This is a genomic window from Microcoleus sp. AT8-A3 (genome assembly GCF_036705675.1).
Taxonomy (GTDB): Bacteria; Cyanobacteriota; Cyanobacteriia; order Cyanobacteriales; family Microcoleaceae; genus Microcoleus.
Map to the genome: position 1 here is coordinate 70,026 of NZ_JAUBVD010000001.1, position 12,125 is coordinate 82,150.

Sequence of the window (12,125 nt, forward strand, 5' to 3'; positions counted from 1 at the left end):
GGAACAGGCATCTTGCCTGTTCATAAAAATGGTACTTGTGTGGAACAGGCATCTTGCCTGTTCATAAAAATGGTACTTGTGTGGAACAGGCATCTTGCCTGTTCATAAAAATGGTACTAGGGAGGCGGGTTTAGGAGGTATATTGAGATTTACTGTTGGGTGGGGGCGGGTTTACGAGATTGTTCGTTACAGGCGAGTATTGTTGGTGAACCCGCCCCTACAAATTCCTGATTCGCGATTCCCGATTCCCCATTCCCGATTCCCAATTAGATTTACTGTTGGGTGGGGGCGGGTTTACGAGATTGTCAGTTACAGGCGAGTATTGTTGGTGAACCCGCCCCTACAAATTCCTGATTCACGATTCCCGATTCCCGATTCCCCATTCCCGATTCCCAATTAGTAATTATTAGGCAAAGACTGCCAAAAAGGCCGCTCTTCTGGCTTCCTCACAGTATTCGTCGCCGACTGCACGTTTCCTTTCAATTCTTGATAATACCTATCATCCAGAAAACTAACGCTGACCCCAGCAGGAAGCAGCAGTTGGCGCAATCTTTCCTGAGTGTAATCTACACCGTCAATCATTGGCCCGCGCGGATTTGAAACTAACAACTTGCCGTTAACTGGCACCGAATTGACCATATTCGGCCACCAAGCATAACCGCTGTAGCCAAACATCACTGGAACTTGAACAATTTGGTCGTCTCCGAGTAAAAACTCTCTTTTCAACTTCTCTATAATCGGATTAAGTTTCTGATTTTGCAAATAGAGATTGTGTTGAATTAAAGCACGGTTTTTCAAGGCGGCGCTGACAGTTGTTTGAGTGCTCAAACCACGATTGATCGCCACATCGCCGTAACCTCTTCCCTCCAATTCTTCCAACAGCTTAACTCCGGCTTCGGGACTGGCGATCGCCATTACATATTGTCCGGGAGTTTGAGTGGGAATAAAATTGATAATTTCATCGACTTGGCGAGTCAAAAGCCAAGAAGTATCAATATCCACTGGCGGCCCTTGAATTCTCTGAGCTTGAATAAAATCAAGTACCTCTGGATTAAAACTAGCATTTCCCGAATTCCCGTAATAAACTCGACCCATTGGGTGTCCGGGAATCGGCGGTGTCACCTGCAAATTGCCGTATCCGTCAGACCACTGACTTACAGGGTCTAAAGAACGAGGATTGCCAATTTTAACTACTTTCAAATCCCGGTTTTGACTTGATTTAATAGGCGGGTTTTTCTCTGGCTCGCTATTGCTTTTTAGGGCGACATTAAACTGGCGTATCTCCGATTTTTCGGGGAGTTGAACGTATCCGTTTTTCTGGGTATCTTGCATCCAAGTGCGATCGCCCTGGATAATTTTTACTTTAGCGCCCGTGGGTTCTACTGCTTGTTTGAGTTGGGAGATAAATTCGCTGTTTACCGCGCCTCTGTCGCTGACCTGAACTTCGGTTACTGGTGCTGTATTGGGCGCTATCATCCAAGGACTAACGCCCATTTGGATTGTTGTGGAGGCGATTTCTTGACCGTTGTTTTGGGCAGTTGCTTTGAGATTAACAGTGCCGTTCCAATTGCGATCGGCAAATTGTTTTGCTTCGACACCTAAAACAATATTGGTGCTGAAAACTAGAGGTTTAGCACCGGATATATCTACAGGTTGCCAGCCGTCCCCCGTCTTCTGGAAAACGCTGATGTGAGGGCTAGCAATGCTATCAGCAGTGATAAATAACTGAGAGGTTTTGAAGCTTTCAGACAGGTTTAAGTTAACTTGAGAAAGCATTGCTGCACGGCGGGGAACCATAACTTTGGTTTGTTTCCAAGTCGGTATCTTGCCGCGATCGTTATTGCGATCGTTAAATGAAATTAGCGCACCACTGGACAAAGACCATTGTTCTTTTCCAGCTTCGTCTTGCTGGTTAATTTGGCCATCTCTGTTGGTATCTCCCGCAAAGAAAAAGTTCGACGGGGACGCGGCGGGTGTAACTGGGGTGGGGGTTGGTGTTGCAGTTGATTCAGGAGTTGGTTGAGGAGTTGCTTGCTGATTTCTCTCTAACTCTTGTCTTTCCAGTTCTTGTCGGGCTAATTCTTGTCTGGCTAATTCTTGCCTTTCAAGTTCTTGTCTAGCTAACTCTTGCTTTTCAAGTTCTTGTCTTTCAAGTTCTTGTCTAGCTAATTCTTGTCTGGCTAATTCTTGCCTTTCCAGTTCTTGTCTAGCTAATTCTTGTCTGGCTAATTCTTGCCTTTCCAGTTCTTTTCTGGCTAATTCTTGCCTTTCAAATTCTTGCCTTTCCAGTTCTTTACGGGCTAACTCTTGCCTTTCAAATTCTTGCCTTTCAAGTTCTTTACGGGCTAATTCTTGCCTTTCAAGTTCTTTACGGGCTAATTCTTGCTTTTCAAACTCTTGCCTTTCAATCTCTTTTCTAGCCCGGTCTTTTTTCTCTTGCTCTTTTCTCTCTATTTCTCGACGAGCAAATTCTTTTTTCTCTTGCTCTTGTCGGGCTCGCTCTCTTATCTCTTCTTCCTCGGTTCTAATTTTCTCTACCGAACGTGCGACTTGCATTTCATAGGTTGCGACACTGAGGTTTCCTTGGTATTCGATGGTTTTATCGATCGCCCGATCGGCCAAAAAAGAATCGTGAGGAATGAGTCGCAGCGTATTGATAGCAATTTGCCACAGGCGTTGCGACTGTTCCCAAGTAGCAGAAGAAGGATTAGAAGTGCGTCCAATTAAGACTGCTTGGGCGGCAAATTTAGCAGCCTCGTCCCAATTATATTTGGCTGTTTCTTCTATTTGAATCTGACTTTGAACGTTTTGGAGTTGCTGCGTCAGAGTTTGAGATTGCTGACGGTGGATTGCTGATTTCCAAAGTTCTGCAGGAAACGAAGCGCTGTCGGGATTTTTGGCAAGGTTATCTAATTGTACTTTCAGGCGATCGCGCAATTTGTAGAGCTCGGAAAGGGATTGCGGAGTTTCCCCGTCTGGCTGTCGCCCAGAGAGTGCGAGTTGGTAGTTTAGGGAAGGTTGAGCCACTGTTGTGGGGACTGCTACCCAGATAATCCCGATGACGACACCGAAACCATTGATAATGGCGATCGCAATATATTTAACCAAACGCATATAGTTTATCCTCAGACACGCCAATAATTTTACCTAATCTTGGGAGCAATTGGGGATTTAATTATAAGGACTTACGCATGGCGGCCCAGAAACCGGGTTTTTTACGAAAATACTTTGTTGCTGTTCAGAGATTCGATAAAAACTCCTGGTGGTTGAGCGAAGTCGAAACCCGGTTTCTTTGTCGGAGTCCACAATATCTGATAATATTTAAATTATTATATAGTATTCATCACGATCGCATTAACTCTCATTACAATCAAGACAACCTAAAGGAGGTAATAGTATGTTGACAAGCGATCTCAATGCTCTACTTGACCAACAAGCACTCCAACGCCAAGATTCCGAATGTCGCTATATTACCGATCGCGTCAACTGGGAACAATATGAAACATTACTCACCAGAAGTGGGGATACTTCCGCATATCGAGTCACGTATTTAGATGGAGTCTTAGAAATTATGTCACCTTCCCGCCGCCATGAAAACAGAAAAACTCGCATTGGAGACCTTTTACTCATTTACTTTTTAGAAGCAGATATAGACTATTTTCCATTTGGTTCTACCAGCCTACGGCAAGAGGAAAAAAGAGGCGGGACGGAACCTGATGAAGCTTACTGCATTGGTACAGACAAAGAATTTCCCGATTTAGCAATTGAGGTTGTTGTTACCAGTGGTGGCCTGAATAAATTGGAAGTTTACAGACGGTTAAATGTTAAAGAAGTTTGGTTTTGGCAAAATGAAAATTTTAGCCTCTACTACCTGCGAGAAGAAATTCCAGTTCAATTTGTCCAAACCTGCGGTTATGAGCAAATCAGTCGCAGTGAAATCCTGCCTAATTTAGATATAGAATTGTTGGCAGAATATGTTCGATATCCGAATTCCCTCGCAGCAGTTAAAGAATTTCGACAACGACTGATTGGATGAGTTGAGTGTTGTAAGTGTAAATGGGTTGATTTCCGATCATCGCACACCAGGCCAGAAACCGGGTTTTTTACGAAAAGACGCGTTGCTACCGACAGATTAGGTAAAAACCCGGTTTCTTTGTCGGAGTCAGTAAGTCCTGAATCTTACTCTATGGGAAAACCCGGAATCAGTTGATCGATTTCTACCATCAGTTGCATGGTTTCTTTGAGCGCAACCACCACCTTTTGATAGTGCAGTACATCATCAAAGGATAAAGTGCGTTTGGCTTTCTTACGGTCTTTCAGCCATTTGTCCAACACCTGATAACCGCCAATTTTAAACTCCCAAACTTCGGGGGCGATGCCTTCAAAATAGCGGGTTTTGTTGATATAAACTCGCTGTTCAGCGGGTTTATAGATAACTTCGGTAACGGCATTGTCACCATCGCCACTCATTTTAGTAATCAGCTTATTAAGTTTTTTCGATTTCATCAGGTGCAGGTCTACCAATGCCTGACCTTTTGCACCCAAGTCTTTAAATAGCTGGTCATTGCGGGTCAACGGCACACGAGGAAAGTCGATTTTGAGAAACTCGGCGTAGCGTTGGCGATAGGTAGGGCTATGGAAGATGGCGTAGATGTAGTAAAAGATTGCTTCTGGTGTGGGAATGTAGTCAAGCTTGTCTTGGATTGAACTTAAAAAACCTGGAAATAAATTTTTAGTCCTTTCAGTAAATAAACTACCCTGTTCATTGGCAGTATCAGGATAGGTGTATAGAGGAAATAATTGTCCGTATCCTTTGTTACTAGAAGTAATACGATTATCAACAAGACAATTGGTGGCAAGAACATGATTGAAGATACCTTCAGGTACTTGGCGCACAGTGATCAATCCTAAATTCTCACCTGTCAACATATGGTTCATCACATTTCCACGAGGCAAACTATGAAACCCTTTCCCATTACTCGTATAGTAGGTATAACGAATGTCAAAAGGACGATAAAGTATTGGTTTAATTTTTGTTTCTGAAAGACCTGATAATCTTAAATCTTTTTGAGCTAATTCAACTTTCCAGTCTCTTGTATTCTCTGGCAATTCATAAAATTGAATTGCTTCATTAGGGGAAATACTTGAAAATTTATTAACTGTTTTCCATACATCGTCTTGACTAAAGTGAATGGTTAATGAATCCCGTGCTGTCATGATTCCGGGACTGTTTATATTAAAAATTTCTGTGATTTTACAACCCTTTTCATATTCTGTAAGCAAGGTGATGTTTTGAGGAATAAAAAGGTAAAAAGGCGATTGAGGCTTAAGATTATTCCACGCAATCGTATCAATATCTAAGTTGCTAAGAGCTTCATATTTGTCTGACCTACTTCCCCAAAGTTCAGAATGATGTGTTTCAGCAGATGATGATTTTCCAGGCTGTTTAATGAAAATTCCTATACTTACACCTTGCTGAATGTCAAAAACATTTTGATCGGGTTCTCCATTAGGAGATATTTCTTTTTTATTAGAATTTCCATGAAGATCCAAAATATAGATATCCGAAAAAGTTTGGATCAGATTTTGACGCATTCCTCGAAAAGTCGGATTATCTAAATATCCATGATTGGTGATGAGTGCTAAAACCCCAAATCCAGTTTCATTAATACGCCATTGAGAAAAACGAATGAATTTTACGTAATCATCTTGCAATCCTTTTGAATTCTTCTCGTCCAATGGCTGACCATCAACTTGATAGTAGTCGCGAACAAGACCACTAATCCATGCTCCTGTGTTTGACGACTCGTAAGAGTAAGGCGGATTGCCTAATACAACCATCACAGGTGTATCTCGCTTCACCGTCGAAGCTTCATTTGCTTCTTGTGCCACAAACTGACCAAACAAAATCTCTGATTTTTTCAGTGCCTCATCCAGCGTATTGGTGAGGTAAATGCCTAATCGTTGTTTGTCCTTAAATTTGTAACCAAGTTCTTGAAGTTCTAGCCCTAGCTTCAGGTGAGCAATGGCATAGGGAGCCATCAATAACTCAAATCCAAACAACCGATTCAGCAAATTATCTCGCACATAGCTATCCCACTGATTCGCCATGCCAATTTCTTCTAGATTGCGGTAAATTTGCTTTACCACTTCATACAAAAATGTACCTGTCCCCGTTGCAGGGTCGAGAATTTGTACTTTCGGCTTTTGTGTTACTGGATCTTTGGCGTTATCAGCTAATCCTAATGGGAGATCGAAGCGGTCTTTGAGAATGGCATCAACCGATCGCACAATAAACGACACCACAGGTTCCGGTGTGTAATAAACGCCTCGACTCTTTCGCAAAGCTGCATTGTATGCCGCCAAAAACGTTTCATAAAAATGCACCACCGGGTCTTCTTGACGAGTGCGCTGCCCAAAGTTTTCGAGAATGCTGCCCATATCAACTTGAGACAGCAATTGCACCAAATCGTCGATCGCCCAATCGAGCTGACTGACTGCATCCGTTTCGACGATCGTATTAAACAATCGCTTCAAAAATGGGTTTGTTGCTGGAATATACGTGCCAGCCGTGCGCCGAGTAAACGGTTCACACCCTGGATTTTGAGCATGACCAACTCTTGCCGCAAATAACCCATAAGAAATCGTTTGAGCATACATATCAGCAAAATCAGCATCATTCAAATCGGGCAACAACACCTCACTAAAGCCCTGCTTCAGTTGATGCAATTCCCCGTCTTTATTTTCTCCCTCCAGTGCAGTTGTTGTTGCTAACCGGATTGCTTTCGTCAACCTCGCCATCTGTCGCGCCAGGTCTTCAGGACTGCTGATAATCTCGCCTGTATAGTTGAGAAATTGATCCAGCAAAGCCGCAATCTTTTCTGTAGCCCTTACTTGCAGCTTATTCTCATTACGATCTGCTAAAATTTCCTTCTGCCTGCGCTTCCCATTCACATACCAACGAAACTCTAAATAATTGGTCAATACTAGATTCGGAAACGCTTCTATATACCGCTGCAATTGCTCCGATTTTTCTATCTGATCCAGGTCTAGCCCAACGTCTTTGGCTTCTACATAACCCACCAATAGTTCCCGCCGCCTCACGGTAAAGTCTGGAATCCCTGCCTTATTGCCTTTTTCTTCAATGACGGCATCAATGCCCTTGTCTGAGTCATCCAGCAAATTTTTCAGCGCTGGATAATGGCTGCGCTCGCTACCTTTTTGCAGGTTATTTTGAATCGACTTGAGGTAAGCATCAAAAGATATAGATGGCATTGAATCAGTTTCCTGGTTTAGTTTGGAAATGTTTCCTGAATTCGTTTAATGCTATTATAGTAGATAGAATAGTCCTGGAGATAGGGGCCCAGAAACCGGGTTTTTTAGGAAAATACTTCGTGGCTACCGACAGATTAGATAAAAACCCGGTTTCTTTGTCGGAGTCAGTAAGCCCTATATGGATTTATTCTCTTTTTCGCTGACCGAAAGGTAAAAATCATGAAATGTCGCTGTTATTTCCTAATTTTTATCCTTATTGGATTATCCTTAACAAGCTGCGAACAGGCGAAGTCATTTCAATCAATAGATCGAAAACTTAAAAATAGTAATGCGATTGAACAACACAATTTTAACTTGCAAGCGGGCGATCGATCGGTCGATCGAACTAACAACATCCAAGCAAGTCCGAAGAGTGGGAAGTTCGATAGAACTACCAACTCACCGGAAGAAAGTGCGATCGTGTTAGGAATCTTCGGGTTTTGTTTGATGTGTTATTTATTAGTTTGGAAGTTTCGCGGGAGGGAAGAAGCTAACAAGATGCTGAGAAGAATCAGAAGAAGAGTGAAGTGAGGATAGATACTTGCTAAACCTCATTTTTTCTTAGTGCGGTTGCGTTTTCTCGATTCAGCCGCCGTATTTTTTGCTTTTTTTTGTTTTTCTTTACTTGCTTTAGATTCATTGACAGCACTATCACTTATCGGTTGGCTGGAAAATCCCGATGTATCGGAGTTTTTAGCTGCAATTAGAGGAGCAATGCTAGCATTATATATCTCCTGAAATTGTGTTAGACCTTCCCTTGTACTTATATCAAACCCTGCTTGATGACCGATCGTTACAAAGGATTTGGCAAATCCAAATTTAGAGGAATCTTCCATAATCTCCTTAAATTCCGGCTCGATATCCCGCAGGTATTTGATAATTGAAGTGGCATTTCGCAGTTTAAATTCTCGCTTCAAAAATTGCCAGAACGCCAATAATTCCGGGATAGCATTTTCACCTTCTTCCGGCGAAAGCAAACTCACTTTCCTGGGAAACAACTCTTCGACTACAGTTGCCACATCTTCCACTTTCATGCGAGGCAGCGTAAAACCTTCATAGCCGAAACCGTAATAAATGAACTGCGAGATCCAAAATCCCACGTCTGGATAAGTTTTACAGTATTCTTCTCCTTCGGGAGCATTGACAAATAGCTCGATTAGCGTTTCCTGATAATCTTCCAGGAGTGGTTCTGCTTCGTCATAATCTAGGCCATTTAGTTGGCGGATATTAAAAGGTTGATCTGACATAGTTGAAAATTTTTTAATTTAATTGACTTTAGCTTTAAGGTTAGTACAATTTTTGCAGTTCTATTAATTCTTTAGGATTTCATTATATTTAAAAAATCTCCGATCGCAGGTATATTTGACTAGCACCGATCGCCCGTGACTATTTAAACCAAGCTAGCATTGTATAGGGCGATCGCCCGTCTCCACCGAACAGCGAAAAATGTGATATAATCTCAAGTAAAACTATAATTGTTTGAGCTTGGCAGTCCGCCACTTCAAATTATGAAGTCAACACAACAGTTTACAGCAATTATTGAACGAGAAGGCGACGGATATGTATCCCTTTGCCCGGAACTCGATATTGCCAGCCAAGGTGACAATATAGAAGAAGCGCGACGAAATCTGATCGAAGCGGTGGAACTATTTTTTGAGACAGCAGATCCTTCATAATTCCCGAATCTGCTGCATAGTAAATTTATGGAACACGAGCGAAAATCATGCAATTAGAAGATTACTTTGAATTCTTAACACCAGAAGATATCCGCATCAAAGGAACCCGCGTCGGTATCGAACACATTCTCTACGAATACATTTACCGCGGCCAAACTCCAGAAGCCATAGCTCAAAAATTTCGGACAGTGACTATGGCTCAAGTTTATGCTACGATTCTCTACTATCTGGAAAATACAAAAACTGTAGGTAAATATGTAGGAGATTGGTTAGAATATAGCCTCAAAGCTGAAGCTGAGTACGATCGCAATCCATCACCATTTGTCTTAAAAATGCGTCAGCTTAGGGAAGAAAAAAATAAATCACAACAACTGGATAGAATTTATTAGTTATCTTTCTTTAATGCTATGATAATATCAACTAAAAGTTGTAATAAATCGCCTTTTGTTACCATGCAACCCGATAACAGTGATAGCAGTGAATCTACCAGCGAGCCGCCACGCAAAAGATGCGAATATTGTGGAGAATTCTTGTCTCCCGATCCTACGAGTAACTTTAAAATTTGTGCTTATAAATGCAAGGGTTACGCAGCTTTAGCAACATTCCCTTGGCCAAAAGATCGCCCCTGTCCTCAATCTTTTGACGAAAACTTTCCAGGGCCGTAAAAGTTCACATAAAAAACGGAGAACCAAAATGTCAGACTTAGAAAAAGGTCTAGCCGCTTTTAATAACGAAGATTATACCCAAGCCTTTACCTTGTTAAAACCACTAGCCGAACAAGGTAATGCTGCCTCCCAGTGCATAATTGCCAGTATGTACCATTTAGGATTAGGTCGAGAAATGATGATATTAGAAGCAATTAAATGGTACATCAAATCCGCTGAGCAGGGCTATGGTGTTGCCTCAAACAACTTAGCAGGAATTTATCTGTGCGGTGCTGATGGTGTAGCAGCCGATCGCACAGAAGCAGAAAAATGGTTTCAAAAAGCCAGAGAACAAGGATTTTCACATACACCTATTTCCAGTGGATATTTAAACCAAGCTAGCATTGCATAATATCAAGTCCGGTGGCATCCTTCTAGCATGGAGGGGGCGGGTTTACGAGATTATTAATTTTAGTCAATTATTGTTTGTAAAACCCGCCCCTACAACATTGCAAATCAACCAGACACAATCTAAAACAAACCCAAAACAAAAACCCGGTTTCTTCAAGAAACCGGGTTTAATCATCCGCGTTAATCCGCGTTCATCTGCGGTTAAAAAATCCTACAATTGCTTCACCTCAGAAACCAATTTGGCAACCACATCCTTAGCGCTACCAAACAACATCATCGTCTTATCCTTGTAAAACAACTCATTGTCTACACCGGAAAAACCAGCACTCATCCCGCGCTTAATCACGATCGTATGTTTGGCCTTATCAACCTCCAAAATCGGCATCCCATAAATCGGGCTCGCCGTATCGTGACGCGCCGCCGGATTCACCACATCATTCGCACCAATCACCAACGCCACATCCGTTTCTTCAAACTGCGGATTGATATCGTCCATATCGTACAACTGCGGATAAGGCACGTTTGCTTCCGCCAACAGCACATTCATGTGCCCCGGCATCCGCCCAGCCACCGGGTGAATTGCGTATTTCACGTCAACACCCATTTTTTCCAAACCGTCGGCTAACTCGCGCACGGCGTGCTGTGCTTGCGCTACAGCCATCCCGTAGCCGGGAATAATTACAACCGATCGCGCATAACCCAACATCATCGCACTTTCTTCGAGATTGATGCTGCGAACAGTTTTGTCAGTAGCACCAGCAGCCCCAGCAGCAGCCCCAGCACTACCGCCACCGCTACCAAAGGCGCTAAACAGCACACTACCAAGCGATCGATTCATCGCCTTGCACATGATTTGCGTCAAAATAATCCCCGACGCGCCCACCAATGCACCAGCGATAATCAGCATATTGTTCATCAAAATGAACCCAGCCACACTCGCCGCAATCCCCGAATAAGAGTTAAGCAGCGACACCACCACCGGCATATCGCCGCCCCCAATCGGTAGCACAAACATGATTCCCAGAATATTGGAAATCGCCACCAAACCCAGGAATACCGGCACATTCTCCGGGTTTGTCAGCATATAACCGCTGCCGGCTAAAAGTGCGATCGCCAGCATGGCATTAAACGGCTGTTGCAGCGGAAACGTCATCGGCGCACCCGGCAGCAATTCTTGCAGTTTCGCAAACGCCACAAGGCTACCAGTGAAAGTAATTCCGCCAATCAACACGCCCAAAAGGATCGTGATTGTCGCATCAGGCGCCGGCGATTCCGGGATGCTGAGATAGCGCCAGAATTCGCCCACAGCAACGAGTGCAGAAGCCGCGCCCCCAAAACCGTTAAGCAAACCCACCATCTGCGGCATATCCGTCATCGCGACAGTTTTCGCCATAATTGTTCCCAAAATGGAACCGATGATGATGCCGACAGCAATCAATTCGTAGCTGATGACTTGCTTTTCCAGCAAAGTACCGACGATCGCAATTAACATCCCGATCGCAGCTAACACATTCCCTTGACGCGCGGTTGCAGGGGAACCCAACTGTTTCAAACCGATAATAAACAAAGATGCGGCAACTAAATAACCTAGTTGAATGCCACTGGGCAGAAAATCGCTCACGCTTTAACCTCTTTTTTCTTGAACATTTGCAGCATTCGATCGGTTACTAAGAAACCGGCGACAACGTTAATTGTGGCCAGGGCGATCGCGATCGTCCCCAAAATCGAAGTAACAGTCACATTACCTTGGCCAGAAATCAGAATTGCGCCTAAAACGGCAATTCCCGAAATCGCATTCGATCCCGACATCAAAGGTGTGTGCAGCGTCGGCGGGACTTTATTAATTACTTCAAATCCCACAAACGATGCTAGAGTAAACACCACTAAACCTGCAATCAATCCTTCTGCCATAACAATTGGTAATTGGTAATTGGTAATTGGTTATAACTCGTTCCCGGTTGTGTCCGCCAGTCCGCCAGGGAATGAATTCCCTGGCTAATAGCCAAAGTCCTCTTAAGAGGACTAATAGACATCTCCAATAATTCTTGTGGAACCGGCCGGAAAGCCTGTTCAAAAAAGC

Annotated in this window: 11 protein-coding genes; 6 read left to right on the forward strand and 5 right to left on the reverse strand. The window is 43.3% G+C overall.

Translation table 11 applies throughout. The annotated features are described in order from the left end of the window. The first annotated feature begins 94 nt into the window (after nt 1–94). The gene (locus QUB51_RS00305; RefSeq protein WP_333051672.1) at nt 95–400 is read left to right on the forward strand and encodes a hypothetical protein; all 306 of its coding nucleotides are present in this window, start codon (nt 95–97) and stop codon (nt 398–400) included. Here QUB51_RS00305 and QUB51_RS00310 read toward each other — a convergent pair. Beyond that, nucleotides 397–3,114, reverse strand: coding sequence for a protein-arginine deiminase family protein (locus QUB51_RS00310; protein WP_333261214.1), 2,718 nt, complete (start codon nt 3,112–3,114; stop codon nt 397–399). The two genes, QUB51_RS00305 and QUB51_RS00310, sit on opposite strands and share 4 nt — an antisense overlap. A 283-nt stretch (nt 3,115–3,397) precedes the next feature. Between QUB51_RS00310 and QUB51_RS00315 the strand changes: the two genes are divergently transcribed. Then, on the forward strand, nt 3,398–4,036 hold the full coding sequence (locus QUB51_RS00315; RefSeq protein ID WP_333051665.1) for a Uma2 family endonuclease: 639 nt from the start codon (nt 3,398–3,400) through the stop codon (nt 4,034–4,036). A 143-nt stretch (nt 4,037–4,179) separates the two neighbouring features. Here QUB51_RS00315 and QUB51_RS00320 read toward each other — a convergent pair whose 3' ends face one another. Next, nucleotides 4,180–7,182, reverse strand: a complete 3,003-nt coding sequence (locus QUB51_RS00320; RefSeq protein ID WP_333261211.1) for a type ISP restriction/modification enzyme — start codon at nt 7,180–7,182, stop codon at nt 4,180–4,182. A 421-nt stretch (nt 7,183–7,603) separates the two neighbouring features. On the opposite strand from QUB51_RS00320, the gene QUB51_RS00325 reads away from it, so the two are divergent. Continuing rightward, nucleotides 7,604–7,741 (forward strand): hypothetical protein, encoded by a 138-nt coding sequence (locus tag QUB51_RS00325; RefSeq protein WP_333261208.1) that lies wholly within the window; start codon nt 7,604–7,606, stop codon nt 7,739–7,741. Nucleotides 7,742–7,865: 124 nt separating this feature from the next. Here QUB51_RS00325 and QUB51_RS00330 read toward each other — a convergent pair whose 3' ends face one another. Further along, the gene (locus QUB51_RS00330; protein ID WP_333261205.1) at nt 7,866–8,561 is read right to left on the reverse strand and encodes a hypothetical protein; all 696 of its coding nucleotides are present in this window, start codon (nt 8,559–8,561) and stop codon (nt 7,866–7,868) included. Between the two features lie 261 nt (nt 8,562–8,822). Here QUB51_RS00330 and QUB51_RS00335 point away from each other — a divergent pair, with 261 nt between their 5' ends. The 3 genes from QUB51_RS00335 to QUB51_RS00345 all read left to right on the forward strand — a co-directional run bounded on the left by QUB51_RS00335 (nt 8,823) and on the right by QUB51_RS00345 (nt 10,046). Then, a complete protein-coding gene (locus QUB51_RS00335) occupies nt 8,823–8,990 on the forward strand; it encodes a type II toxin-antitoxin system HicB family antitoxin (RefSeq protein WP_333261202.1) in 168 nt (55 codons plus the stop codon). A 47-nt stretch (nt 8,991–9,037) separates the two neighbouring features. Beyond that, a complete protein-coding gene (locus QUB51_RS00340; RefSeq protein WP_333261199.1) occupies nt 9,038–9,379 on the forward strand; it encodes a DUF433 domain-containing protein in 342 nt (113 codons plus the stop codon). A 304-nt stretch (nt 9,380–9,683) separates the two neighbouring features. Further along, nucleotides 9,684–10,046: a tetratricopeptide repeat protein gene (locus QUB51_RS00345; RefSeq protein WP_333261196.1), complete on the forward strand. Its 363-nt coding sequence runs from the start codon at nt 9,684–9,686 to the stop codon at nt 10,044–10,046. Between the two features lie 210 nt (nt 10,047–10,256). On the opposite strand, the gene QUB51_RS00350 is transcribed toward QUB51_RS00345, so the two are convergent. Beyond that, entirely contained in the window at nt 10,257–11,666 is a 1,410-nt protein-coding gene (locus tag QUB51_RS00350; RefSeq protein ID WP_333261193.1) for an NAD(P)(+) transhydrogenase (Re/Si-specific) subunit beta, read from the reverse strand. After that, the gene (locus QUB51_RS00355; RefSeq protein WP_106150865.1) at nt 11,663–11,956 is read right to left on the reverse strand and encodes an NAD(P) transhydrogenase subunit alpha; all 294 of its coding nucleotides are present in this window, start codon (nt 11,954–11,956) and stop codon (nt 11,663–11,665) included. The genes QUB51_RS00350 and QUB51_RS00355 overlap by 4 nt, the downstream gene beginning before the upstream one ends. Between the last annotated feature and the right edge of the window lie 169 nt (nt 11,957–12,125).

Coding starts and splice junctions, on each gene's coding strand:
- QUB51_RS00335 (WP_333261202.1), top strand. CDS start 8,823: ATGAAGTCAACACAACAGTTTACAGCAATTATTGAACGAGAAGGCGAC.
- QUB51_RS00345 (WP_333261196.1), top strand. CDS start 9,684: ATGTCAGACTTAGAAAAAGGTCTAGCCGCTTTTAATAACGAAGATTAT.
- QUB51_RS00325 (WP_333261208.1), top strand. CDS start 7,604: ATGCGATTGAACAACACAATTTTAACTTGCAAGCGGGCGATCGATCGG.
- QUB51_RS00355 (WP_106150865.1), bottom strand. CDS start 11,956: ATGGCAGAAGGATTGATTGCAGGTTTAGTGGTGTTTACTCTAGCATCG.
- QUB51_RS00340 (WP_333261199.1), top strand. CDS start 9,038: ATGCAATTAGAAGATTACTTTGAATTCTTAACACCAGAAGATATCCGC.
- QUB51_RS00330 (WP_333261205.1), bottom strand. CDS start 8,561: ATGTCAGATCAACCTTTTAATATCCGCCAACTAAATGGCCTAGATTAT.
- QUB51_RS00310 (WP_333261214.1), bottom strand. CDS start 3,114: ATGCGTTTGGTTAAATATATTGCGATCGCCATTATCAATGGTTTCGGT.
- QUB51_RS00315 (WP_333051665.1), top strand. CDS start 3,398: ATGTTGACAAGCGATCTCAATGCTCTACTTGACCAACAAGCACTCCAA.